This window comes from Desulfuromonas sp. DDH964, from assembly GCF_001611275.1.
Taxonomy (GTDB): Bacteria; Desulfobacterota; Desulfuromonadia; order Desulfuromonadales; family DDH964; genus DDH964.
This window is the reverse complement of the sequence record NZ_CP015080.1, coordinates 1,612,237-1,637,900: the sequence shown is the minus strand read 5'-3', so window position 1 is coordinate 1,637,900 and position 25,664 is coordinate 1,612,237. Positions and strand designations below refer to the sequence as shown.

General features: G+C 48.9%; 22 protein-coding genes and 5 pseudogenes. 6 read left to right on the top strand and 21 right to left on the bottom strand.

Annotated features, from left to right (window positions below; all coding sequences use genetic code 11):
• Nucleotides 1-46 precede the first annotated feature (46 nt).
• The 5 genes and pseudogenes from DBW_RS07380 to DBW_RS18110 all read right to left on the bottom strand — a co-directional run.
• Nucleotides 47-1,303, bottom strand: coding sequence for an ISL3 family transposase (locus tag DBW_RS07380; protein ID WP_066726437.1), 1,257 nt, complete (start codon nucleotides 1,301-1,303; stop codon nucleotides 47-49).
• Nucleotides 1,304-1,517: 214 nt separating this feature from the next.
• Nucleotides 1,518-2,543 carry a polysaccharide biosynthesis protein gene (locus DBW_RS07375; RefSeq protein ID WP_066729728.1) on the bottom strand — a complete coding sequence of 342 codons (1,026 nt, stop codon included), beginning with the start codon at nucleotides 2,541-2,543 and terminating at the stop codon, nucleotides 1,518-1,520.
• A gap of 22 nt (nucleotides 2,544-2,565) precedes the next feature.
• Nucleotides 2,566-3,741: a glycosyltransferase family 4 protein gene (locus DBW_RS18115; RefSeq protein WP_082820472.1), complete on the bottom strand. Its 1,176-nt coding sequence runs from the start codon at nucleotides 3,739-3,741 to the stop codon at nucleotides 2,566-2,568.
• Nucleotides 3,742-3,821: 80 nt separating this feature from the next.
• Complete coding sequence (locus tag DBW_RS18480; protein WP_157471833.1) at nucleotides 3,822-4,799, bottom strand: hypothetical protein; 978 nt, start codon at nucleotides 4,797-4,799, stop codon at nucleotides 3,822-3,824.
• A 234-nt stretch (nucleotides 4,800-5,033) separates the two neighbouring features.
• Nucleotides 5,034-5,228: pseudogene (locus tag DBW_RS18110) on the bottom strand (transposase); the annotation flags it as partial.
• 148 nt (nucleotides 5,229-5,376) lie between these two features.
• Between DBW_RS18110 and DBW_RS07365 the strand changes: the two are divergent.
• Entirely contained in the window at nucleotides 5,377-6,633 is a 1,257-nt protein-coding gene (locus tag DBW_RS07365) for an ISL3 family transposase (protein WP_066726437.1), read from the top strand.
• A gap of 6 nt (nucleotides 6,634-6,639) precedes the next feature.
• On the opposite strand, the pseudogene tnpA reads toward DBW_RS07365, so the two are convergent.
• Nucleotides 6,640-6,909, bottom strand: a pseudogene (gene tnpA / locus DBW_RS18105) (IS200/IS605 family transposase); the annotation flags it as partial.
• Nucleotides 6,910-7,044: 135 nt separating this feature from the next.
• Between tnpA and DBW_RS07360 the strand changes: the two are divergent.
• From DBW_RS07360 to DBW_RS07345, 4 genes and pseudogenes are all read left to right on the top strand, one after another.
• Complete coding sequence (locus tag DBW_RS07360; RefSeq protein WP_157471831.1) at nucleotides 7,045-7,671, top strand: transposase; 627 nt, start codon at nucleotides 7,045-7,047, stop codon at nucleotides 7,669-7,671.
• Between the two features lie 141 nt (nucleotides 7,672-7,812).
• Nucleotides 7,813-8,154, top strand: coding sequence for a hypothetical protein (locus tag DBW_RS07355; protein WP_066726434.1), 342 nt, complete (start codon nucleotides 7,813-7,815; stop codon nucleotides 8,152-8,154).
• Nucleotides 8,151-9,020, top strand: a complete 870-nt coding sequence (locus tag DBW_RS07350; protein WP_066726432.1) for an integrase core domain-containing protein — start codon at nucleotides 8,151-8,153, stop codon at nucleotides 9,018-9,020. The genes DBW_RS07355 and DBW_RS07350 overlap by 4 nt, the downstream gene beginning before the upstream one ends.
• 78 nt (nucleotides 9,021-9,098) lie before the next feature.
• Nucleotides 9,099-9,326 (top strand): annotated as a pseudogene (locus tag DBW_RS07345) (IS4 family transposase); the annotation flags it as partial.
• Nucleotides 9,327-9,407: 81 nt separating this feature from the next.
• On the opposite strand, the pseudogene DBW_RS18475 reads toward DBW_RS07345, so the two are convergent.
• Together DBW_RS18475 and DBW_RS18945 are read right to left on the bottom strand one after the other, a co-directional pair.
• Nucleotides 9,408-9,953, bottom strand: a pseudogene (locus DBW_RS18475) (IS3 family transposase); the annotation flags it as partial.
• A 2-nt stretch (nucleotides 9,954-9,955) separates the two neighbouring features.
• Nucleotides 9,956-10,354 (bottom strand): annotated as a pseudogene (locus DBW_RS18945) (DUF4372 domain-containing protein); the annotation flags it as partial.
• 203 nt (nucleotides 10,355-10,557) lie between these two features.
• On the opposite strand from DBW_RS18945, the gene DBW_RS07335 reads away from it, so the two are divergent.
• Nucleotides 10,558-11,901, top strand: coding sequence for an IS1380 family transposase (locus DBW_RS07335; RefSeq protein WP_066726426.1), 1,344 nt, complete (start codon nucleotides 10,558-10,560; stop codon nucleotides 11,899-11,901).
• Between the two features lie 388 nt (nucleotides 11,902-12,289).
• Here the strand turns inward: DBW_RS07335 and DBW_RS07330 are convergent, their stop codons facing one another.
• From DBW_RS07330 to DBW_RS07280, 13 genes are read right to left on the bottom strand one after another with little or no spacing between them, the layout of a single operon-like run.
• Nucleotides 12,290-13,627, bottom strand: coding sequence for a UDP-glucose dehydrogenase family protein (locus DBW_RS07330; protein ID WP_066726423.1), 1,338 nt, complete (start codon nucleotides 13,625-13,627; stop codon nucleotides 12,290-12,292).
• A 28-nt stretch (nucleotides 13,628-13,655) separates the two neighbouring features.
• On the bottom strand, nucleotides 13,656-14,924 hold the full coding sequence (locus tag DBW_RS18095; protein WP_197463751.1) for a lipopolysaccharide biosynthesis protein: 1,269 nt from the start codon (nucleotides 14,922-14,924) through the stop codon (nucleotides 13,656-13,658).
• Nucleotides 14,921-16,177, bottom strand: a complete 1,257-nt coding sequence (locus DBW_RS18465; RefSeq protein WP_157471825.1) for a hypothetical protein — start codon at nucleotides 16,175-16,177, stop codon at nucleotides 14,921-14,923. The genes DBW_RS18095 and DBW_RS18465 overlap by 4 nt, the downstream gene beginning before the upstream one ends.
• Nucleotides 16,178-16,213: 36 nt before the next feature.
• Nucleotides 16,214-16,747: an acyltransferase gene (locus DBW_RS07325; RefSeq protein WP_066726420.1), complete on the bottom strand. Its 534-nt coding sequence runs from the start codon at nucleotides 16,745-16,747 to the stop codon at nucleotides 16,214-16,216.
• A 32-nt stretch (nucleotides 16,748-16,779) separates the two neighbouring features.
• Nucleotides 16,780-17,727, bottom strand: coding sequence for a Gfo/Idh/MocA family oxidoreductase (locus tag DBW_RS07320; protein ID WP_066726418.1), 948 nt, complete (start codon nucleotides 17,725-17,727; stop codon nucleotides 16,780-16,782).
• 11 nt (nucleotides 17,728-17,738) lie between these two features.
• A complete protein-coding gene (locus tag DBW_RS07315; RefSeq protein ID WP_066726415.1) occupies nucleotides 17,739-18,728 on the bottom strand; it encodes a hypothetical protein in 990 nt (329 codons plus the stop codon).
• Nucleotides 18,725-19,420 (bottom strand): acylneuraminate cytidylyltransferase family protein, encoded by a 696-nt coding sequence (locus DBW_RS07310; protein WP_066726413.1) that lies wholly within the window; start codon nucleotides 19,418-19,420, stop codon nucleotides 18,725-18,727. Before DBW_RS07310 ends, DBW_RS07315 begins: the two co-directional genes overlap by 4 nt.
• Entirely contained in the window at nucleotides 19,417-20,466 is a 1,050-nt protein-coding gene (locus DBW_RS07305) for a nucleotidyltransferase family protein (RefSeq protein WP_066726410.1), read from the bottom strand. The genes DBW_RS07310 and DBW_RS07305 overlap by 4 nt, the downstream gene beginning before the upstream one ends.
• The gene (locus tag DBW_RS07300) at nucleotides 20,463-21,098 is read right to left on the bottom strand and encodes an acetyltransferase (protein WP_066726407.1); all 636 of its coding nucleotides are present in this window, start codon (nucleotides 21,096-21,098) and stop codon (nucleotides 20,463-20,465) included. Before DBW_RS07300 ends, DBW_RS07305 begins: the two co-directional genes overlap by 4 nt.
• The gene (neuB, locus tag DBW_RS07295) at nucleotides 21,095-22,174 is read right to left on the bottom strand and encodes an N-acetylneuraminate synthase (protein WP_066726404.1); all 1,080 of its coding nucleotides are present in this window, start codon (nucleotides 22,172-22,174) and stop codon (nucleotides 21,095-21,097) included. Before neuB ends, DBW_RS07300 begins: the two co-directional genes overlap by 4 nt.
• A complete protein-coding gene (gene neuC, locus DBW_RS07290; RefSeq protein WP_066726401.1) occupies nucleotides 22,171-23,331 on the bottom strand; it encodes a UDP-N-acetylglucosamine 2-epimerase in 1,161 nt (386 codons plus the stop codon). Before neuC ends, neuB begins: the two co-directional genes overlap by 4 nt.
• Nucleotides 23,324-24,511, bottom strand: a complete 1,188-nt coding sequence (locus tag DBW_RS07285) for a LegC family aminotransferase (RefSeq protein ID WP_066726398.1) — start codon at nucleotides 24,509-24,511, stop codon at nucleotides 23,324-23,326. Before DBW_RS07285 ends, neuC begins: the two co-directional genes overlap by 8 nt.
• Nucleotides 24,508-25,518, bottom strand: coding sequence for an NAD-dependent 4,6-dehydratase LegB (locus tag DBW_RS07280; RefSeq protein WP_066726391.1), 1,011 nt, complete (start codon nucleotides 25,516-25,518; stop codon nucleotides 24,508-24,510). Before DBW_RS07280 ends, DBW_RS07285 begins: the two co-directional genes overlap by 4 nt.
• Between the last annotated feature and the right edge of the window lie 146 nt (nucleotides 25,519-25,664).

Genomic DNA, 25,664 nt, shown 5'->3' with positions numbered 1-25,664 from the left:
AAACTGATTTACACCGCCAAAAAATCCAACAAAAAATTTGGGCTCGTCAGCAGAATCTGTGGGTGCCTTCCGGTTCGGGTAGGCAGCCAAGTGTATGATACAAGGCGATTTTTAGGACCTCGTAACTGCGAAAACCGTACGCTTTTCTACAGGTCACTTTCGCTTTGTTGTTAAGACCCTCGACAGCTCCCAGGGCGATCTGCTCCCGGGCGCGAAACCAGTTGAGCAGCAATTCCCGATGAGACCGCAGCATCTTCGCCACCTGCTTCATCGGTTGAATGCGGGAACGCATGGTGCGCCGGCACCACTCGTCGAGGAATCGGGCGGCCCAAGCGGCCCGCTGGTACTGCCAGAACCGTTGGAAGTCCTCCTTGAGCAGGTAGGCCCGGATCGTCTTGAGGTTGCAGGCCAGCAGTTCCTTCAGCTTGACGCCCTGCTTGTCGGTCAAGTTCTCCGGGCGTTTGAGGATGCACCAGCGGCTGCGAGTGAGTACCGGCTGCTCTCCCTTGGCCCTCAGCTCCCGGGTCTCCTGGGCGCGAACTTTATCGAGAGCCTTGTTCATCTGGCTCATGATGTGAAAACGGTCCAGGATGTGAAGCGCTTTTCCGGCCGCCGCCGCCACGATTTGCAAATACGGCTTCCACATGTCGCTGCAGACGAACCGGAGCCGGGCGGTACGCTCAGCGCCGAATTCCTTGAAGAACTGCCGCAGGGTCCTCTGGGTCCGCTCTTTGCCGATCCACAGCAAGCGACGGCAGCCGGCGTCGATCTGGTAGACCACGGTCAGGTAGCTGTTGTGCCCCTTCTTGTAGGCGATCTCGTCGATGCCGATGGCGGTGACGTTCTCCAAGTCGCGGTGGGCCAAGCCCCAGGCGACGGCCATCTTGACCGAGCGAAAGACGTTGTCCCAGGAGGTTTGGAAGACGTCGCCGACCTCCTTCCAGGACAACCGTCGCGCCCAACGGGCCAGGAACCAGGCATAGGTGGTGGTGAGGTGATTCTTCCCTTCGGCCCAAGGGACCTTTTCCACCTTGACGCCACAGCGCGGGCAGTCAACCCGGCGCATGGAATAGACGAAGAAGACGGCGATGCCCCACAGCGGGACGAACTCAAAGCGCCGAACCGGCAACGTGTCGTAGCCTGGGGCGCTGCGCCCGCAGCCCGAGCAGATCGGACGGCTACCGTCTCGGGGACGGATATCGATATCAAGGACCGTGGCTTTTCCCTGTTCCCGCCAGCGAGAGGAGCCGTAGACAAAACCACTATGCTTCTGGACCCGATTCAGGATAGACTTGACCAGCATCCCGGTTTCCTCCGCCTGGTTATGGGGTAGTCTTGGTCGACGTCCATAATGCCAGACTTGGAATCGGGATGCGCTTTTTTCAGCAACCGGTAGGCTGCTCAGCCCCCATCCCGGGGTTGCTGTTTACCCACAAATTCTGCGGAAGAACCAAAATTTGAAGAGTTAAACCTTAATGGCTCTATCCATCCCCTTAATTCCTGTGAGCACGTCCCTGTTAACGGGACTTTTGCCATTCCGCCAGTTCATTGCGCACCAGTTCCAGGGAAAGCAGCTTCTCCTTGATCCCGGCGATGTCGAGGCGATGGGTATTGTGGGAGTGATAGTCCTGAGCCTCGGTCACCCGTTGCTCTCCTTCCACAAAAAAAGAGCCATAATTAAGATCGCGATTGTCGGCCGGGATCCTATAATAGCCGCCCAGGTCTTTGGCGTGAGCCATTTCCTCTCGTGTCATAAGCGATTCGTACAGCTTTTCCCCATGGCGGGTGCCAATGACCTTTATTTCGTTGTCCGCCCGGAACAACTCTTTAATCGCTACAGCCAGATCACCAATGGTCGATGCCGGAGCTTTTTGCACAAAAGTATCGCCCTGTTGACCATGTTCATAAGTATAAAGAACGAGATCGACGGCATCATCCAGCGACATGAGAAAACGAGTCATAGCCGGATCGGTTACGGTTAACGGCTTCCCTTCCTTGATTAATTTTATAAATAAGGGGATCACCGATCCACGCGATGCCATAACATTACCGTAACGCGTACAGTTAAAAATCGTCTTCGCTGGATCAGTAAAGCGCGATTTTGCTACAACAATTTTCTCCATCATAGCCTTGGAGATGCCCATGGCATTGATCGGGTAAACAGCCTTGTCGGTACTGAGAGCAATAACACGCTCCACACCTTTGGCAATCGCAGCGTTGAGAACATTTTCAGTACCAAGAATGTTTGTTCTGACAGCTTCCATTGGATAAAATTCGCAGGAAGGGACCTGCTTCAATGCAGCAGCCTGAAAGACGTAGTCGACTCCTTCCATTGCCGAAAGGAGACTTTCATAGGAGCGCACATCGCCAATGCAAAATTTGACCTTTGGATTAGCGAGACTGATGCGCATATCCTCCTGCTTCTTTTCGTCCCGGCTAAAGATACGAATTTCTTCAATGTCAGTATGCAAAAAACGACGCAGAACCGCGTTACCAAAGGAACCAGTACCACCAGTAATTAATAGAATTTTATTGTTAAACATAAGCAATACATGATCTCCAGTGTTACGAATTTAGAGTGACGGATTTAAATAAGTTTCGATTATCCTCCAATACCTGCGAATCTGATAAACGATAAAAAATTTTTTCTTTTATATTCTTTCGTTTATGTTCTTTTTCATTTTTATCAACGCGCGAGTATTCTTCAATAACCTCAACAAATTTCGCCTCTTCATAAAGTGGTAAGTCCCACCCTAAACCATCATCTTTCAGGTTTCTCCAAGGAGTTTGATCGCTCAACAATACGGGAGTTCCAACAGAAAGTGCCTCGGCAATTACGTGACCATAGTTTTCGCCCCTTGTCGGGAAAAAAAATAAATCATAATTATTGAAAATTGACAAAACTTGGTCGGGATGTGCACTTCCAAAAATGTTCACCACTATATTGACAGGAAGCTGTTTTATCAAATTTTTGCAGATGGCAAAATATTCTTCATCTTCAGAAGGACCGTAAATATCGAAAACCACATTTACACGAACCTTCCTTAAAACCATTAAAGCGTAATCAAGATTTTTCTTAGGTGAAATCCGTGAAAGAAAGACAATTCTCAAGTTTGAACTTAATGGTGTTGATCTGGCATAAACCCTTTCTAAATTAGAAATTTTCATTCGGGCAGGTAAGTTAAGAGAAATAAATATGGACGAGCGAGAAACTTTTAAAATATTAATAAGATCCTGGGCTTCGTGTTCACTAGATGCTTGCCAAACAACGCCACTATATAATTTTAGAATCTTTGAAAATCGGATAAAGAATGTTTTTTTAAATTTTTTAATTTTTATTGCGCCGGATGAAAATTCACCCCGAGGCGCTAAAATAACGGGTTTGTTTAGTAGTAATTTAAGCCGACGGGCCAACAGGGGTTTTATCGTAAAATCAAAGGCGAAAAAACTGTTCAAATATAAAATGTCATGAGGTGTACTATTGATAATTTTTGCCATATTTTTAATAGTAACATCTTCTGGCGGCAGATAGTAAACCATTGCACCAGCAACAGATTGCCATTGATTTTGCAAAACACCATTATAGGGTGACGAGTCACCTAGGTCCCGATCTCGGGTTACAATCCAAAACTCAAATTCGTCATTTAGATGATTAACAAGATTAACGATACTCCGCAGGGGCCCACCGGCTTTATATCCAGGCAAGAAGTAAGAAATAAACGTAATTATTTTAATTTTCATTAAATTAACCCTCAACACAAAAGCAAATAAGCCATGGCTCATAATAAAATTTAGAATTAATTTTATTCCATTTTTTGCTTTTACAAAAACTCGACATTAAATTTTTCCCCGAGCTTATCAACAATAGTTTTAATATCTTTTCTGAATTTTGGTTGAAACAATTCTATCTTTGGCATGAAGACTTTTACATTGAATCTGTAAATATCATAAAGAGTTTTTGTCGCGCCAGAACCTGCGGTTAAAATAAAATAAGGTTTTTCATGAATTTTACTAAAATAAATTTCAACACATTCTTTAAGCTTGATTACTTCGGTACCACGATAACCAATTATTTCATTATAGTCATCAACCTGATCAAATCTATGCAATATTACCTTAATATTATTACCTCGAAACCTGTCGATAGATTTTTTAAGAAAATCAATATAAACTTTCTTATCAATCATTTTCAACTGAATGTAGTTACTGTTTATAAAATAAACATCTTTCCCATCAGGAAGGTTTTTAATTTTTTTCTTAATCCTTGAGAATTCATTATAAATTAAATTCTTGGCAATCTTCGGGGGGTATTCAAGTACACATTTATACGTTGTAAAAATATCTATCTTCTGAATAGGTGATACATCAAAACCAAATAAATATAATATAAAATTTTTTAATTTCGTTTTTTTACCACTATAATAACTATTTGTATCTAGTGTTAAGGTGGCGTTTCCATCTTCAAGTAAAATCTTATTAGAATTCTTGTAATGATTCATAAAAATATTCATTAAATTATTGTAATATGAGCTAACTATTACTTCATCAATTATCCCAATATCATCGATAATTTTGTTAATATATCTTCTATGTTTAACTACTTCATAAAATGTCCCTCGCAACTGAATCCAAAATATTTTATCCCAAATTTTTGATGAAACCAAACTATGCAACTGACTGAATTCATCTGCCCACAAAACAACTAAGATATTTTCATCCTCATCATCAAAAATCTCTTCAGCCTGTAAATACTGGAGTGATTGTATTACTATAAAAAGTCTTTTTTTTCTTTTGATCAATTATTACCTCGTAAGTAAGCCGTCCCTTAAAAATACGAACTCGTCTCTACAGATGGCGTAAAGGTTGAGGTCTGATACGACGCTACCTTCTCAAGCAGTCACCACAGAGACAATGACGAAAATTTGTAGTAGTTGCAGAAGCAGTCTGAGCCTCCCCATTTCTTTAAAAACTCAACTTTCGTAGCTGTAAAAAATAGATAAGTTGCTGTAATAGATGAACTACCCCGCAGCAAGCTACGGGGTATCAAAAAGCGTTAACTGCTCGCGGTGCAATTGCTGATACTCTTTTTCTCGGCCTTGATTTCTAACATAGGTCGCAATGGTTTTCTCATTACCCTTTTGGCCTACAGTGTTCACAAAATAGCCCTTTGTCCAAAATTCGCCACCCCATAGTTGCTTTTTAACCGATGGGACTCGTTTGAATATTTGGTTCTTCCGCAGAATTTGTGGGTAAACAGCAACCCCGGGATGGGGGCTGAGCAGCCTACCGGTTGCTGAAAAAAGCGCATCCCGATTCCAAGTCTGGCATTATGGACGTCGACCAAGACTACCCCATAACCAGGCGGAGGAAACCGGGATGCTGGTCAAGTCTATCCTGAATCGGGTCCAGAAGCATAGTGGTTTTGTCTACGGCTCCTCTCGCTGGCGGGAACAGGGAAAAGCCACGGTCCTTGATATCGATATCCGTCCCCGAGACGGTAGCCGTCCGATCTGCTCGGGCTGCGGGCGCAGCGCCCCAGGCTACGACACGTTGCCGGTTCGGCGCTTTGAGTTCGTCCCGCTGTGGGGCATCGCCGTCTTCTTCGTCTATTCCATGCGCCGGGTTGACTGCCCGCGCTGTGGCGTCAAGGTGGAAAAGGTCCCTTGGGCCGAAGGGAAGAATCACCTCACCACCACCTATGCCTGGTTCCTGGCCCGTTGGGCGCGACGGTTGTCCTGGAAGGAGGTCGGCGACGTCTTCCAAACCTCCTGGGACAACGTCTTTCGCTCGGTCAAGATGGCCGTCGCCTGGGGCTTGGCCCACCGCGACCTGGAGAACGTCACCGCCATCGGCATCGACGAGATCGCCTACAAGAAGGGGCACAACAGCTACCTGACCGTGGTCTACCAGATCGACGCCGGCTGCCGTCGCTTGCTGTGGATCGGCAAAGAGCGGACCCAGAGGACCCTGCGGCAGTTCTTCAAGGAATTCGGCGCTGAGCGTACCGCCCGGCTCCGGTTCGTCTGCAGCGACATGTGGAAGCCGTATTTGCAAATCGTGGCGGCGGCGGCCGGAAAAGCGCTTCACATCCTGGACCGTTTTCACATCATGAGCCAGATGAACAAGGCTCTCGATAAAGTTCGCGCCCAGGAGACCCGGGAGCTGAGGGCCAAGGGAGAGCAGCCGGTACTCACTCGCAGCCGCTGGTGCATCCTCAAACGCCCGGAGAACTTGACCGACAAGCAGGGCGTCAAGCTGAAGGAACTGCTGGCCTGCAACCTCAAGACGATCCGGGCCTACCTGCTCAAGGAGGACTTCCAACGGTTCTGGCAGTACCAGCGGGCCGCTTGGGCCGCCCGATTCCTCGACGAGTGGTGCCGGCGCACCATGCGTTCCCGCATTCAACCGATGAAGCAGGTGGCGAAGATGCTGCGGTCTCATCGGGAATTGCTGCTCAACTGGTTTCGCGCCCGGGAGCAGATCGCCCTGGGAGCTGTCGAGGGTCTTAACAACAAAGCGAAAGTGACCTGTAGAAAAGCGTACGGTTTTCGCAGTTACGAGGTCCTAAAAATCGCCTTGTATCATACACTTGGCTGCCTACCCGAACCGGAAGGCACCCACAGATTCTGCTGACGAGCCGAATATTTCTCTGGCCGTAATGCTTTTGATGACTCGTGCAATCTGCGTTGGGCTGTACATTGGAACCGACTGCACCAAAAAGTGAACATGGTCTTTGTCGGTCCCAATTTCTACGAACTGAATCTCGTATCTTTTGGCGATCTCAAGGCAGACCTCTTTGAGACAGCCATCAACCTCTGGGGTGAAAACAACCCGGCGGTATTTTGCTGGGCAAACAAGATGGTATAACAGCACAGAAACATTATGACTTTTGTGTACATATTCGCTCATGTCGCCAATATTTCATATTGGCGATAGCGAAGCAAGCTTCGGGGAATTGGACCCCCCTGAGATTAAACAAAAAACGCCTTCAACTGTGTTAGGATAGGTTATCGTCAAACAACCAAAACAACAGGAGATGACGCTTTGGATCAGATTGTAGCAGAAACTGTTTCATGTCAAAACCAAATTAATTCGTACTTTGACAATCAGCGTATCGCTTTACTCTTGAAGCAAAGCAACATGGTCAAACAGTGCGGCATTGCACCCGTCGCGGTGATGCGGTTTATCTTCAGCCTGGTTTTCACCGGCAAGAATTTGTTCCGCTATTTGCAAGCCGATGCCTCCGGGGAGGAAATCGGCAAAGACACCGTGTACCGATTTCTCAATTCGGTCAATGCCAACTGGCACAAGTTCCTGCATCTGCTGAGTGCTGCGATCATTCGGAAACAGATTCTACCGCTGACCTCGGAGCAGACCCCCAAGGTTTTCATCGTCGATGACTCGCTCTACAATCGCAACCGCAGCAAAAAAGTGGAGCTTTTGGCGCGGGTCCACGACCATAACGAGAATCGCTATTACCGCGGTTTTCGGTTGCTGACTCTGGGCTGGTCCGATGGTTCAACCTGTGTGCCGGTTTCGTTTGGCCTGCTCAGTTCCCCAAGCAGAAAAACCGTCTGTTGCCGATGGCCGAAATCGACAAACGGACCAACGGGTTCAAGCGCCGGGCCGAGAGTCTGCTCAAAGCCCCTGAGGTGCTCAAGGATCTGGTGATACAAGCCCGCCGTAGCGGCATCACCGCCGATTACTTGCTCTTCGACAGTTGGTTCGCTTTTCCGGCAACGATTATATAGCGGCACCAGTTTTCTTGGACACTGATTTGGGATAGAATCCCGATGTCCAAGGAGATTAATAATGACAACAAACAACAAGAACGAAACAGTCACTGGGCCTTTGGCCGAAGGGCAACGTTGGAGCGCTGCCCGCAAGCGTGAAGTGGTTCTGCGCTTGCTGCGGGGCGAATCGGTTGATGCTCTGTCCCGCGAGTTGAGCATCGAAATCTACCGCCTGGAGCAGTGGCGAGAGAAAGCGCTGACCGGAATCGATGAGTCGTTGAAACAACGTCAGAACGATCCGACTCAAGCGGAACTCAACCAGGCCATGCGCCGGATCGGCGAATTGACCATGGAAAACGAACTACTTTGGGAACGGGTTAAAAAACCCGGCCCTTTAGCCAAACGGAGGTCGTCGAAATGAGCCAAACGATCTCCCCAGGCGCTGAAAAGGCCTACGGCGTCCAGCGGGTTTGCAATGTTTGGGAGCAGGCTCGCTCCTCGTTCTACCATGCCTCGCGCCAGATTCCGCAATCAACTCCCAAGCGTCGTGGCCCACGTCCGTCAATCAGTGATGAGGATCTTCTCGCCATGATCCGTCACGATCTGGCCACGTCCCCGTTCACCGGCGAAGGACACCGCAAGGTCTGGGCCAGGCTGCGGATTTGTGACGGCGTGCGCATCGCACGCAAGCGGGTTCTGCGGTTGATGCGCGAGAATCATCTGTTGTCACCTCACCGGGGTTGGCCCAAAGCAGCCAAGGCGCATGATGGTAAAATCATCACCATGGCTCCGAATCTAATGTGGGGCACCGATGGCACCCGCGTATTCACTCTCGACGAAGGCTGGGTCTGGATCTTTAGCGCCGTCGAGCACTGGAACGCCGAATGTGTCGGCTGGCATGTTTGCAAGACCGGCGACCGTTATGCTGCTCTTCAACCACTTTCCATGGCGTTAGACAACATCTATGGGGGCGTAGAGAAAGATATTGCCCGAGGGTTGTCTCTGCGTATGGATCACGGCACCCAGTACCTCTCAGACCATTTTCTGAACCAGATCAAGTTCTGGGGAATCACCCCCAGCTTTGCCTTCGTTGCCGAACCACAGACCAACGGAGTTGCTGAACGATTCAACCGCACCTTGAAAGAGCAAGCCATCTATGGCCGAATATTCCGTACCATCGATGATGTTCGCGAGGCCGTGAAAACCTTCGTCGAACTCTACAACAGCGAATGGCGAGTCGAGAAAAATGGCTTCCGGTCGCCCGACGAAATCCGTCAGGCGGCATAATCTAAACTTGTGTCCAAGGAACCGGTTCCGCTACATCCGGCAACGATTATCGGGCTGCTCAAACAAAAGCAGCAGGTGGTCTGCATGCTTAAGGGGATGAAGACCATCACCTACGGCTACAAGGGGTTCGAACTCACCCTCAACGAACTGTACAAGAGCGTCCGCAAACGCAGCGGGCGGGCGAAGATTCTTGCCTCGACTCTCGTTGAACTGGGCACGGACGATAAGGGGAACCCTGTCATGGCCAAGATCGTCATCGTCCGAAATCGCAGTACCAGAAAGTGGCTGGCGCTGCTGTCCACCGATGTCAACTGAGGTGGTCCTGAATCGTGAGACAGCCTGAGGGGTGAAATAAGCAATGCCCCAAAAGCTGTGGAATTTCCAGCCTCAGGCGGCCGGGTTGAGTTGTTGCAGTCCCTGTTCATAAGCCTCATTGGGGGTCTGCTTGTCAAGCGCGGAATGCTTGCGCTTCTCATTGTAGAAGTTGAACCAGACCGCCAGATCCCGGGAGAGTTCGGCGCCGGCTTCGTAAGCTTTGAGGTAGATTCTTTCGCACTTCAGGGTGCGCCAGAGGCGCTCGATAAAGATGTTGTCCTTGAACCGGCCCTTGCCGTCCATGCTGATCCTAATGTTCCAGGCCTTCAGGACCGAGGTGAAGGCTTCGCTGGTGAATTGGCCGCCCTGGTCAGAATTGAAGATTTCAGGGGCGCCGTATTTGAGCAGTGCTTCTTTGAGCGCCTCGACACAAAAATGGGTGCCGAGGGTATTGGACAGCCGCCAGGACAGCACCTTGCGGGTCGCCCAGTCCATGATGGCAACCAGGAATAGGTGGCCGCGTGCCATGGGGATGTAGGTGATGTCCGTCGCCCAGACCTGGTTGGGGCGATCGATGGTCATTCCCCGCAGCAGATAGGGATAGACAGGATGCCGGGGTTGTCGATGGTCGTGGCATCCAGAGTATAAACAGTCTGGTCGAGTTCCAAGCCGAAGTCCTCGTCCAAGTACAGTTTGCGTGCTACCGGGATAAGACTCTGAGCCAAGTCGGCGTAGATACTCCAGTCGCGGACGCTGTTGGCATTGGCCAACGTATCCCGTGCAATCTGGCTGCGAATGCCCATGTGATAGAGCTTGTTGCTCTGCGCACGCAGGCAGGCTTCGATATCTCACAGACTCTCGCGGTAGGTCAGTTGCGCAAAGGCCATGCAAAGAAACTGGTCGAGACAGGTGAACTGCTTGACCTTGTGGTTCCCCCGGTAGCGCTTCACGCATTGCCGAAAGGTGTGCAGGGGAAGGTGGTCAATGACTTGGGAGAAAACCAGTTTGCCTGAGTACATGAAGCCGCTTCTGCGATAAGGTGCTGAACCCGCAGGTAGGATGGCGCCAAGCCAAAAGAAGTTTCAAGTCGACAATAGGCATTTTCCTGAATCAGTGAGCTTACAATCGTAATTTCTTGTTTTATCTTTGACAATTAGCTGATTTTGTTGATCTTTTCTGCTATTATAGAGCCGCCTCAAACTTCACCCAAGGAGATTTTTTCGTGACGTTTCCGCGGTTCAACATCGAGCAGTCCGACAGCGAATTCTACACCTCCCAGTCCGGCGTGGCCCTGGTCGGCCTGGCGGTCAACAGGTTCACGTCGTTGAACGCGCGGGTCGCCAAGGCGGCCCCCTGCAAGGGCATTGCCACGGCCGATGTGCTGCGTTGCTATCTCGGCCTGCTCTGCCAGGGCAAGAGCGACTTCGAGGCGATCCGGCCTTTTTTCGAGGATGACGAGTTTTTCGCTGCGGCCCTCGGCGTCAACAAGGTCCCGTCACCGGAGACCCTGCGTCAGCGAATGGATGCCGTCGCCGAGGCGACGATGCGCATTGTCGACTTCTGTACGGTTGAGTTTCTCAAAAAAGCCAAGGCCGAGTTCTCGACGCTTGAGACCGGGCACATGCCGCTGGATCTGGACGTCTTCACCCAGGACAACTCCAACACCAAGAAAGAGGGGGCCTCCTGGACCTACCGCAAGTTCCACGGCTTCGCCCCGATCGCCGCCTGGTTGGGGCTGGAGGGGTGGTGTCTGGAGATCGAGCACCGTCCCGGGTCCCAGCATGCCCAGGAGGGCTTTGTCCCCTTTTTGCTGCGGGCGATTCACAAAAGCCGGCAGTTGACCGAAGCTCCCCTGCTGGTGCGACTGGACAGCGCCCACGATGCCATTGCGACTCTGGTGGCTCTCAAGGAAGAGAAGGTCGACTTCATCGTCAAGTGGAATCCCCGAGGGACCGACGTGCCGGCCAGAGCCAGCGAGGTCTTTGCCCACGGCAAGATGATCAAGCAGGACAAAAAAGGCCGCATCGCCATCATGACGGAAACGGTCGAGCGCGCCTTCAAGGATGAGGATGGCAAGTACCAGACTCTCAAGGTCCGCCGTGTGCTGCGGGCCACGGAACGCTATTTCGAAAAAGACGGCACCCCGCTGCTGGTCCCGGACATTGAAATCGAGGGCTGGTGGACCAGCCTCTCAAGCGCCAAGGACAAGGTGATCGAACTGTACAAGGGACACGCCCTGTGCGAGCAGTATCACTCCGAGCTTAAAAGCGATATGGATCTGGAACGTCTGCCGTCAGGCAAGTTCGCCACCAACACCCTGGTCATGCACTGTGCCGGGCTGGCCTACAACATTCTGCGGGCTGTGGGCCAGGTCGGCCTGATGACCGGCAAGCAGCGTCGGCGGGCCAAACAACGCCGCCGGCTCAAGACGGTGATTCAGGACCTGGTCTACTTCGCCGGGCGCTTCATCTGCCACGCACACGCCCTGACGTTGCGCTTCAGTCGGCATGCGCATGATCAGTATGACGCTTTCAGCAGAACCTATCGACGGTTCGCTTATGGCTGACCGGAACCGAGACAATCAGGGCACGGAATAACCCCACCATCAGGTTGGGGTCGCCATCGCTCGCCCTGAAACAGACACAGAGAGGCCGCACCATGTAAAAATCAGCTGAATTGTCAAAGAACAGCTCCGCCGATCCGGGAAAACAACCCGGACGGACGGTGTGAGACTCAAAATCACTCGCGAAAATGACCTCGCGAGGTAAAAATCAGAGGTGCGAGCTGCCACCTCACTGATTCAGGATTTTGTATAAAAAACTAATTGAAAACCAATAGTTGAGAAATTCACTCAAGACAACGTTGGGACACTACTGAGTGAATATTTAGGTTTTTGGTACCTTGGTTAATCATAAAAAAATAAAGAAGCAATTTCAAGCTCCGTTCCTTATTTTTTAACTTCTCCTTCCGATCCCAAAATACTCAAACCCTTCCTCTTTCAGCTTCTTCGGGTCATACTGATTGCGCCCGTCGAAGATCAGCGGGTTCTTCAGCAGGCGCTTGATCGCAGCGAAGTCGGGGTGGCGGAAGGGCTTCCACTCGGTCACCAGAATCATCGCATCACATCCCGTAAGAGCGTCGTACTGGTGTTCCGCCAGGGTCAGCGCCCCACTCTCGAACCAGGCCGCGGGGAGCTCCTCGCGGGCGACTTCGCGGGCCTCGGGATCGTAGGCGCGCACCTTGGCGCCGGCACCGATCAGCTGGTGGAGGAGGACCACCGCCGGCGCCTCGCGCATGTCATCGGTCCCCGGCTTGAAGGCGAGGCCCCAGAGCCCGAAGTTGAGACCGGAGAGGTCGCTGCCGCAGCGGTCACTGATCTTGGCGAAAAGGACATCCTTCTGCGCCTCGTTGCGGCGGTGGACAGCGCCGAGAACCATCGGTTCGAGGGCCGAGGCTTCCGCCATGTGGATCAGCGCCTTGACGTCCTTGGGAAAACAGGAGCCGCCATAGCCGCAGCCGGGATAGATGAAGGAGTAGCCGATGCGGCTGTCCGAGCCGATGCCGAGGCGCACCTGCTCGACGTCGACCTCGTAGCGATCGCAGAGGGCAGCGACCTCGTTCATGAAGGAGATCTTGGTGGCGAGCATGGCGTTGGCGGCATACTTGGTCATTTCGGCGTCGCGCACCCCCATGAAGAGGATGCGGTCGTGGTTGCGGGAGAAGTCGGCGTAGAGGGTGTGCATGATCTCCCGCGCCGCCTTCGAGTCGGTGCCGACAACGATGCGATCGGGACGCATGAAGTCCTCCACCGCCGCCCCTTCCTTGAGGAACTCGGGGTTGCTGACGACATCGAAGTCGATAGCGACGCCGCGCCGCTCCAACTCCTCGCGGATCGCTGCGCGCACCTTGTCAGCGGTCCCGACCGGCACCGTCGACTTGTCGACGATCACCGCATAACCCGCGAGGTTCCGCCCGATCTCCCGGGCCACCGCCAGCACGTACTGGAGGTCGGCCGAGCCGTCCTCGCCGGGCGGCGTGCCGACGGCGATAAAGTAGACGTTGGCTTCGGTCATCGCCGCGGCGAGGCTGGTGGTGAACTGCAGCCGCCCCGCCTCGACGTTGGAGCGGACCAGCGGCTCCAACCCCGGTTCGTAGATCGGGATCTCTCCCTGCTGGAGACGCTCGACCTTGCGGGCATCGACATCGACGCAGGTGACGAAGTTGCCCATTTCGGCAAAACAGGTGCCGGTAACCAGGCCGACGTAGCCGATTCCGATAACGGTAAGATACATAATTGGGACTCCGTGATTCGTTAATGAACTATTTCATGGATTTATTTTTTTCAAAAAGGACGAAGTCATTATATAAAATATTACAAGAAATAATCGTTGTTAGTATAAACTGAATTGATACACTTATTAATGTGGCATAGCATGCACCCATTACGTTATATTTTGATATCAAAATATAATTAAATAACATATTAACAAAAAATACAAAAATTGTTATCCTTGATAAGGTAGATGTACGATTGTAATACCATAAAATAGGCGAAACAATTTTATAAAACCCTAAAATACAATATGAAATAATAATAATTATAGAAACACCTTTTGATTCCTCATAACTATGGGGAAGTATTATGTTAATGAAATAGTAAACAACTATAATTAGAAATACCGCTATAAAAACCATTATCATGCTAGATAAAATCGTATTTTTAATCAGTTTGGTAAAGACATGTTTTTTCCCATATTTTTCAACACTTTTTTCACTGAGCAATTCCATTACCAAGGGGTGCCACGGCGTGGAAAATGCGTGTTGCAAGACAGACATCACGGCCGCAACTTGAAAACCTGCAGCGTATATAGCAACAGCATTATTTCCAATCATTTTTGATAAAAAAAGCCGATCAGCACTGAAATACAAACTAGCAACCAGACTGTGAATTAATAGGGGAATGGTAAAACTGAGATTTATTGGTAGATATTTTTTTTTGAAGTCAAACGAAATAAAACCCGCTTTAAAAAGTAAAAAAAATGAACTTATTCCAAATAAAAAAAACGATATAAGAATTGAATAAAGCTTAGCCTCGTAACCTAAACCAAAAATATAAAGAAAAATAATTGTACTTATAAAAATTAAGGCATTAGGTGCTAATAAAAAAATTGCATAAGACAAATGGTTCCTTTTACAAACATGAAGAATATTTTGTAATTTTGTTGAAACATTCATGAATGCCATCAAAGGGATGACAGCCAACCACATCTTACTAACCTGGAAATTTTTATAAATTATATCGCCAAAAGTTAAAACAAAAACTTGAAGTATAATGAAGGAAAAAAATGAGAGGTAGAGCGACATGGAAAGATAATTTTTGAGCGATTCTTCATCCATTTTATAATACTCAACAGTACTTCCTGAAATTGAAAAATGAATTAAAGTGGTAAGAATCGCGAGACAAAGTTCAATAACAACAAGTTCACCATACTGTTCCTTGGTCAATGCTCGAGTTAAAATCGGGAGCAATAAAAAGGGAAAAGCAGATCCCGTGATCGCAATAAAGGCGGTTAAAGAAAAACCCTTCAATAGTGCGCCCTCCTCTTTATACAATTTGCACTGTAATCACGAGAAAAATCTTGGCGAATAAAAAACATCCCACAATACATAAGAAAAACAGGATTTGAAAAATTCAACCATGCCCCATAAGCTACTAAAAATATCATTAATATGACGGCAACCATATAACCAAAAACATTTTTTTCTTTTAAAAGACTGACCAAGAAAAAACAAAAACCTAACCATAAAAATATAAATGCAATTCCGTCCCTGACCATAAGATGCGAAATAAATGAATCTGCCGTACCGCCAAAAAACCCACCGTTAACAGTCCAGTTGGGCGAGTCATTCACCTTTGATCCAATCCCTAAAAAGGGAAAAACATCTGAATCAAGCAGCAATCTATAATGTTCTGCAATGATAAGCAGTCTAGAATTGAGAGTTAAATTGGCGCTACCATCAACACTTCGGGTGATGGCGCTATTTATAAATTCACTTCCTGTTGAAAAACCGATATTTTCTGAATAAACTTGAAGTAAGAATATAGTAGAAAATACAATAATTGGAAAAATCAAATACGTCGGCCGACATCCAAACCTTACCCTTGCTTTTAAAAATAAAAATATTACTGTAAAAATCAATATAAGGTACGAAGTTCTGCTTCCACTTAAAATTATGAAATATGTACTTAATATATAAAAAAAATACCTAGAATTTTTTTTATTATAAAAAAAATTTACCAACAATATGGCTATTGAGAACGCTGCAGAATAAGGTGGTGTCTTGTACAACCAAAGAGAGACTCGCCACCACATGCCCTGATGAAGATTAACAGTAGTTTGACCCGGAAGATATCCATAGTCGGATACACCGCTATTGTAATTTAATACAACGACAATGACTGACAATATATATAAAAAATTCAGCAATTTATATGAAACGGAAATCCTGAAATGAATTATAAAATACAGTGGTAGAGCCCAGCGAAGCACCTCTGAAAGATGTTTCAGGTCTGAATGAATCGCAGAACCTGGGATAATACACAAAATATATAAAAGCAAAAAAATTTGTGTTAAATTATTGTCAAAAGAAAACTGCATAAGCCGAACTAATGTGAATATAAATATGATAAAAAGCAATGGCACTGTTATCAAGACCCACCGCAGACCCTGGCCAGTATAGGGATCCGCCCCTGAGCCACCGAAATTGAGAAACATCCAGGCAATTGTTAAAAATGACAGGTAGAGACCATAAATTGAGTTGGTTGCTTTGGTAACATTCATATTTTAATGTTTCAAAAATTTTTATAATACCAAAAATCAGTAGCGGTAAAACATATCTCTCTCTGCAAGTTTTTTATAATGATCGATATCCCGATATTTGAAAACTTTGGCTGGACTTCCACCAGCAATTGCATAATCAGGAATATCTGATACTACAACACTACCCGCTTGAATAATCGCACCCTCACCAATAGTTACGCCACCCATTATAATAACCCTGTCCCCAATCCACACGGCACGCTTGATAACAACGTCTTTAACTTCTTCATCCAAATCATACGGTAGCAACGTAGAGTTTTTATAATTATGGTTGGTTGTAAGTATGAGCAAGTCTACACCAGTATGAAGATAATCACCGATCAATACCTTCCCATACCCTTTTACCGTAATTCCATTGGTACTTGAGTAATCACCGAAGACTGTTTTTGAATTTACACTGCTTGCGCTTCCTATATAAAGTCTTTTCCCACAGTGTTGCGCCTGAATCCTGACTTTTGCTTTCCAAAAAAACTTCTTAATTTTTAAAATCAAATTAAATGGTTTTTTCAATATAACCTTCAATACTTTCATTCCAGAGCTCCTTTTGCGCCAACAATTTATATTTAATACCCTGCCATACGGCAATAATAACCCCAGTGATCAATCTGTTCAGCCAGGGTACAAAACCCCTCGATTCGACCAGCAAGAAAGCGACTCACCTGCTCATAGAGGCCAGGCTTGAAGGTCTTGTCCAGTGAATCATCAATTTCCAGCGGATCTATCCTGACTGAGCCTTTGTGCATTACCTGTAATGTCTCCATCGGGCGGAAGATCAACCGGTGATGAGCCGTCAATACTTCCACCCCCCATCGCCCGGGGGCCAGCCAATTAGCCTGATAGGAGAACAGAACTCCCTTATCTGTGATTCCGGCCCCTGCAAAAACTGAAGACGCGGGATGCCATGGCAGTGAACCCGCAGTATAGCAGCTTAGCTGTTGTGGTTTGCCTGCGAGATACAGGGCCAGATCCACAACGTGCGTGGAGTTGCTGAGAAACCATTTTTCTTTGACACCGGGGTCTTTTGTCAACCCTTCAATAACATGACCCCATTCGGTAAATTCAAAGTTACACGACAACAACCCGCCGTCTTCCTCTATCATCCTCTTTGCATGCAAAGTAGCTGCATAAAAACGACGATTGTAAGCCACATAAATATCCGCACCTTTTGAAATTGCAGCGTCTCGTACTGCCATAATTTCATAAGGATTCAATCCCGCGGGCTTTTCAACCAGTATGTTCTTGACACCACTGTTAATTAATTGAATTGTTGTCTCCGCAAGCGCATCGACATTGACAGCTACAATGGCGCATTTGCATGGCAACGGATTGGCATCGAGAAAAGAGCCTAATCCGCCCCTTATTACAGCCTTTCCGGTTTTCTCTTCACAGAGGGCAGCAGCTTTTTCCCCGCGACCGATAACCTTTAACGGCTGTTTCAGCGCATCAAGCACCTTTATGTAGTCAATTGCCATCTGCCCGCAACCGACGAGCCATATGTCTTCTTTTTTCATAATAATTTCTTTCAGGTAATCGGACAGTTCTCGTACTGCTTTCCGCTCACGTTATTGAGATGCGCCAGTAATGTTTTAAGCAACTGAAGATGGAGATGCACAGATTCCTTGTAAGGGGTAAGAGAGCAGGCACCGTTCATAAGCATTTCCTGCGCAACCGTTCCGGTAATCTGACTTTGGAAAGGCACGGTAAATGTCTCTTGAAACACTTTTCCGACGTGATTCTTGACAAAAAACGCGGTACCAGCCGATTCCTGAATCTCTATCTGACGGGTTCCGGTACCTATGGAAATATGCAAAGGTGTTCCCGGTTCGATGCTGGATGAAATTTCGATCATGTCACCGCGGCCATTCGCTCCCCTGATGCTGCCGGTAAACTCCACGAAGCTTGGCCGCTTGCTTTCCAGAATAGTGTTGTCAAGCAATACCTCATCGATTCGGATGGATGAGTATTCACCAGTCAGGAACGCGAACAGATCAAAAAAATGTACGCCGTTACACCCCAAACCCCAGTTGCTTCCGTCCACGCGGAAATTGATCGGTCCATCTTCAATAAGAATTTCTTTCAACTGGAGGTAAAACGGATAGACCCGCCGCGGGCAATTGACAACTGCTTTCACCTGCCGCTCGTGCAACAGCGCTCCTACTCTTTCAAAATCCGATTCTCTCTGGAAAAGGAACTTTTCCAGGATAATATTTCGTACCTGTTTGTCACCAATCAGAGCAGTTACAACATCTGCCCTTACGTCTGCACCGGTTGCGATCACAGCCAAGTCTATTGCGCTGTTCTCGCCATTACCATTGGTGTTAAACCTGATCTCTCGAATATAAGGGTTCTTCGCGATTTCGGTGAATCTTTCGCGAGCAGTCCTAAGTGAGACTTCGCTAGGATCAATCACTTCGATTGATACGGGGATATTGATGCGCGCAAGGCCCTGAAGATGGCGGCTGCCAAGCTGGCCGGCACCAACCAAAAGTATATTGTGTATGGAATCGGTCATATCCTATTGGCCCTATTCAAAAATACCTCAGCAACAACCATGTCCTCTTCCGTATCAATGTCTACGCTGTTATTTTTTGACATTATGTAAGGTACTGTGGTTTCAGTTACGAATGATCGCGTTTCTACAATAGTCCTTGTATCAGCCACATAGACCGCGCCATTCAACGCATATACCGGGGGAAGATCCTGTCTCCGCGCAAAAGATGTTCCGCTCTCCAGCAACTTGCGCATCTTTCCATCAGCATTTACAGTAAACATCCAGAATGGGCTCTTGTCAGGTTCTGTCACCGACACGCAGGCAGCTGCATGTTTGTCCAGACACATCTCGATGGCTTTATCTATGTTTTCAACCGTACGCAGCGGAGAAGTGGGCTGCAACAAAACAACATAATCATATCCGGGCAGCGCATTAATGGCATGAATGACCGGTTCGATACCCGGGGTATCATCCTGTGACAATTTTGCCGGACGCACGAATGGAACATCACAGCCCCATTCACGTGCAACTGCAATGATCTCGGCATCATCTGATGACAAAATCAATCTGTCGATGTATTTCGATTTTCGTGCTGATTCAATGGTCCAGGCGATAAGCGGCTTACCGGCAACCTCATAAATATTCTTGCGTGGCACTCCCTTGGAACCGCCACGCGCCGGAATTATGGCTAGGACAGTTTTGTTCGCGATCATGAAAACACCTCATCATAATCACCATTTGCCTGTTCGAAATCGGCTTTTCGTCCTATATCCAGCCAATACTCCCGAATCGGAAATGCCGCCGTTTCCGACTGCTTATTAAATAACTTGTCAAAAAGTGTTGGCATGTCAAAATATTCGTTTTTAGGAACCATGGAAACTGCTTCCGGATTAAGCACGTAAATACCTGCATTCACGAAAAATTGATGAATCGGCTTTTCCAGAATATTCTTAAGGCGATGGCTATCAAGCTGCACGACGCCGAATGGCACCTGGAATTCATATTCACGGACACACATGGTGGCTACTGACTTGTGCTCATCATGAAAGTCCATCAGATGCTTGAAATTGATTTTTGTAAGGACATCTGCGTTCATTACCAGAATAGGCAGCCTCGGGATTTCAGGGAGCAGACCGAGAGCTCCTGCAGTGCCGAGCCTAGTCTTTTCCTCAAGATAATGGATTTCCACACCCCAGCGCGACCCGTCTCCAAAATATTCCTTAACCATTTCAGCTTTATAGTTTATTGAAATAAAGAAACGTTTGAACGCGTACTCCTTGCAGTTTTCAAGAATTGTTTCCAGAACCGGCTTTTTGCCAACTCGCAGTAGTGGCTTGGGACAGTCTTTCGTAAGATCGCCAAGTCGTGTTCCAAGACCTCCCGCCATAAGCACGACAATATTGTTCCGTTCCTGAATGCTAAGTAATTCTTCCCAACTATCCAAACCAACTACACTGCCAGCCAGATCGACAATTGGGATCTGCCGCAGTCTCTTTGTTTTCATCGTCTCCATGATAGCTTCGCGGCTTTCATGACAACTTGCAACGGTTGGCTCGGTAAACATTATTTCACTTACGGGCCTGTCAAACAAAACCCCCTTCAAAATTGCACGCCGGATGTCGCCGTCGCTGACGGTCCCGACAAGTTTATTTGAAGCATCGACCACAAGGGCAATCTGAAGAGAGCCCTCATCAATGATCTTGATCGCGTTCATAATAGTTGTATCCGGGCTTATCAGCACATCTTTCCAACGATTCATACGAACTCCCGTGCCGGCACACCGCGCACCTTTATGCCAGCACTGATATCCTTAACGACAACTGCCCCGGCTGAAACTAGGCAACCTCTACCGATTGAAACCCCCTGAATCAGAGTGGCGCCTGTACCGATATGGCTCCCCGCTCCAACATCCACCCCCCCGGAAAAGGTAACACCGGGTGAAATATGGACATGATCGCTAATAATACAATCGTGATCCACTGACGCACGAGTGTTGATGATTGTGTTGCATCCGATCTGACTGCCGGGTTGGATGACCGTACCGGCCATAACCTGGGCTCCTTCGCCAATGACGACGTCAGAAGCAACAACTGCCGACGGATGAACAACCGTGGCAAAGTCATAACCCAAAATCTTGAACCTTTCGTACAGTCGTTGACGTAAAACCGGAAGACCTATCGAGCCGACTCCATTTACCAGCCGGATTTGTGAGGGGTTGAATTCAGCAACAACATCATCTCCACCCAACACAGGAACGCCGAGGATACGGCTACCGACCAGTGCCGTATTTGAATCAACTACCCCCTTGATAACGGCAGAAGTTGCCAGCATCGCCCCGATCAACACCTTCGCATGGCCACCCGCACCCAATATGATAACCGGCAGACTCATAGTTCTATTGCCTCATCAACGGCAAAGTCCTTTCCGGCCTTTCGGCCCAACAGCTCCCATTGGTGCATCGGTGACAACCCATTGCCGGGCCTTTTTACTGCCAGGTTTTCAGCTGTGAATGGCTCGCCGGACCTGATAGTACAGGCAGCCACCAGACTTTTTCTGGCTACGGCCATGTTCTTCAGTTCACTTGGTGTCGGATGCTTTGTGCCGGTGCCGAGAGCCTGCTCGACATCCCGGATCGAACGCACCATCTGCCTCAGTTCAGCCGGTTCGAGCGACGCCTTGTGATCCGGACCCGGCAAGCTGCGGTCAAGGGTGAAATGCTTTTCAATGACAACAGCGCCGCGGTCAACAGCCGCAATCGGCACGGCAATTCCTTCGGTGTGATCGGAATAGCCTACCGGCAGGCCAAAGGCGCTTTTCAAGGTGTCCATCACCTGCAAATTCACATCTTCAAGCGGGGCCGGATATTCGGTTGTGCAGTGCAGAAGCGTCACCTTGTCAAGCAGGAGCGCCTGCCCCTGGGCAGAACAGTAAGCAGCACGAAAGGCTGCTATTGAAGGCCCGCTCTTGCTCAGAAAGCCAAAGGCCAGAACACCAAGCGCATCTTCAACTTCACCCAGGGTAGACATGCCGGTTGAAAGAATCACCGGTTTTCCGGTCCGGGCGATCTTGAGCAGTAAAGGGGCGTTGGTTATCTCTCCGGAGGGGATCTTGATGCAAGGGAGATCGAATCGCCCGGCCAGAAGGTCAACACTTTCAAGATCAAATGGTGTTGAAAGAAACTCTATGTTGCAAATCTTGCAATGCGCAATCAGTGCTTCATGAGCATGATCATCCAGTTCCAGCTTGCGGATCATCTCAAACTGGGATTCGTCGCTACCGGTTGTCCTGGTCTGATATTCTGCCTTGGGCGCCAGAGAGCTCACCAGCTTGTTCGCCTTGAAGGTCTGGAATTTTACAGCATCGGCGCCGGCATCGGCAGCAACTTCCACCAGTTTTTTTGCCATCTCCAGTGAGCCGTTGTGATTTACGCCGGCCTCGGCGATTATGTAGGTGTGGCGAGCTTTCATCGTGCCTCTCGAAGATCGTAAAAAGGTTTTGCACAGCTCAGAGTTGCGCTCTTCAGGCAGTCCCTGATCTGTGAAGCAGTTTCTCCATAACCATAGGGTGAAACGCCATGCTTGATTTCATCCCGAAAACGGGGTGAAAGAGCTTTATTGATCGCAGCTGCTATGGATTCCTTCGTTTCCAGACAGTCAATAATCGAGTCGGCTTTGAGTCGCCCACTCTGTCGGTCCCCTATGTTGACAGTCGGAATATGGCAGGCAGGAGCCTCAATAATGCCACTTGACGAGTTACCTATTACGGCAGCTGCCAGCTTCAGCGCACTCAGATAACGGACCTGCCCCATGGAGGTAAACACAGCGACCCGCTCGTGATGCTGTTGTGCATAGTCATCAATCATCCGGCCCAATATTCTGCCATCAGTGTCGGAGTTGGGCTTGGTAAAAATTATTCTGGCTTGCGGGAACTTGTCCAGGGCATCAAGAAGCGCCTGCATGGCAGCCTGAGGAGTTAGTGCGCCGAGTGTCGCGGGGTGGTAGGTACCCAGAAAAAAGCTGGTGCCCAGTTCAAAGTTTATGCTCTGTTCAAGCGCGGCCTTATCAAGCAGTTGCAATCGCCTGATATTTTCAATTCCAAGTGCTCCGACATCAAATACCGTATCTGGATGCTCACCCAGCTGGATCACCCGTTTACGATAAGGTTCGGCAGCCACAAAATGCAGATGGGACATCTTCGTGATGGCATGGCGGATGCTTTCGTCAATTGCACCCTCGGTTGTTTCGCCGCCATGAATGTGAGCTACGGGAATCCTTGCTACCAGAGCGGCCTGAACAGCTGCCAGAATCTCGTAACGGTCCCCGAGAACAACCATCATATCGGGCTTCAATCGCTCCAGGGCATCGGCAAAGCCGATCACTCCCAGGCCTATTGACTTGGCAATCCCGACCGGGGTGTCACTGGAAAGCAACATCTCGACCCTGGCATCGATGGTAAAGCCATCCTCTTCAATCGTCCTGTAGGTGAGACCGAACTCGGGCGAAAGATGCATACCAGTGACGATTAATTGCAGTTGAAGCCCGGGATCAGCCTCAACCTCTTTCATGAGCCAGTAAAGCAGCCCATATTCGGCTCTGGTGCCGGTGACTATACAGATCTTACGCATTGACCGATCCCTTACCTAGCAAGACGCTGCTCGGTATATTTACCAGACGGCGTACCAGGCTTTCCGCAACCTGCAAATTCATTTTGGGGCAGGCAGAAAACATGGGTAGTTTGTTCATAAGAGTCCAGGCAGGTCGGGTCATAATGCCGGCGTCATTGGTGATTTTCAACAGGGCATCCCGCCGGTCGGCATACCGCTCATCAAGCAGCAGGGTATTGAGCCAGTAGTTGCTCTGACTGTTAGCTGGTTCAGTGAAAAAGCGTATGCCGTGAATATCCCTGAAGGCTTGCCGATAGTGTTCTGCCAGTTCACGTTTGATCTTCAGAAAACCGGGAAGCTGCTCTAGCTGGGCACAGCCAAGAGCTGCATTAATATTGGGCATACGATAATTGTAGGCGATCATGTCGTGATTGAACTCCCAGCGATGGGGAACTTTTGCAGTTGTCGTGATATGCTTTGCCAGTCGACCCAACTCTTCATCGTTGGTCAGGATTGCTCCGCCGCCACCGGTAGTAATAGTCTTGTTCCCGTTAAAGCTTAGAGCCGAGAGCAAACCCCACTGCCCCGTATGACGGTCTTTGTAAAACGAGCCGAGTGATTCTGCCGCATCTTCGATCAAGGTTATGTTGAAAACCTGACAGACCTCCAAAAGCGGCTCAAGATCGACCGGATGTCCAAAGGTGTGCATCGGCACAATTGCCCTGATCCGGCGACCGGTCAGCCGGTTGAAGCATCCATCAGAGCGCTTCTCCGTAACCGCAGCCAGATATTCTGCAAGTTTCATTGGATCAACGCCGAGAGTCGCTTCCTCACTATCAATGAAATGGGGCACTGCGGCGCAATAGGAGACCGCGTTGGCCGTGGCGATAAAAGTCAAGGCAGGCATGAGAACTTCATCCCCAGCCTCAACCCCGGCAAGCAGCAGACAGATGTGCAATGCAGCAGTCCCATTGACAACGGCAACCGCGCGTTTGACACCGGTATAAGCAGCCAGATCCTCTTCAAAACGATCAACAAATTTGCCTACAGACGAGACCCAGCCGGTATCTAGGCATTCCTTGACATAAATCCACTCTTCACCTGCAAAGCGCGGCTCATGTAACGAAATGAATCCGCTACCAGAAGGCAGGACTGATTGCAAAGCGCTGAGAACGACCCTTGTGCTAAAGTTTGCTGTCATATATTGTAACGGTCGGCCTTATAGCAGGACAGGTTTTCAGGTTTGGCAAACCAAGCGATAGTCTCGGCCAATCCGCGCTGCAAACCTTCCTTACCGGCATACTTCGGTTGCCATTCGGTCAAGTCCAACGCTTTCTGATTGGCGGCCCAGAGGCGTTCTACTTCACTCTTGTCAGGGCGCAGTCGGACATCATCGGTTTCAATCTCGACCTTGACATCCATGATATCGGCAATCATCGCAACTGTTTCACCAATGGAAATTTCATAGTTGCTGCCGATGTTCAATACTTCTCCCACAGTGCGCTCTGATTCCGCAACGGCAATGAAACCGGCAACCGTATCAGCCACATAATTGAAATCTCTGGTGGGATACAGCGCGCCAAGCTTAATCTTGCGGATTCCGGTGGCGATCTGGGTGATAATGGTAGGGATGACGGCACGCGCGGATTGCCGGGGGCCATAGGTATTGAATGGTCTTATGGTAGCAACTGGTGTTCCGAACGAAGAATAAAAGGACATGGCGATCTGGTCAGCACCGATCTTGGATGCCGAATAGGGAGACTGCCCCTGTAATGGATGTTCCTCGGTGATCGGGACAAAGCGTGCCGTTCCATAGACCTCGCTGGTAGAAGTATGAACAACCTTTGCGACCTCCAGTTCACGGGCAGCCTGTACAACATTGAGAGTACCCTTAATATTGGTATCTACATAAGTATCCGGAGAGTGATAGGAATAAGGGATCGCAATCAAGGCAGCCAGATGAAGGACTATGTCGCATCCCTGCATGGCAGTTCTCACACCATGGGGGTCACGGATGTCCCCCGCAAATACATCAAGCGACTTCCTGATCTCCGGTGCAGACTCGTCGAGCCAGCCCCAAGAGTTAAACGAGTTATAAAGTACGAAAGCACGCACATCATGCCCGCGCTTTACCAGTTCTTCGGTCAAGTGAGAACCGATAAAACCATCGGCGCCGGTTACCAGAATTTTTTTGTTTGAAAATTTCAAAAGATCTCTCCCAGAGGAAAATTTTCAGCTGCACTACTGTCTCATAATTTTTCAACTTTCAACGGGGCAGTAGTGCTTGCCGATTGCGAGGCAAGCTTCGGGAAATTGGACCCTCCTGAAAATTAGAGGAAAGTACCGTAAAGGGT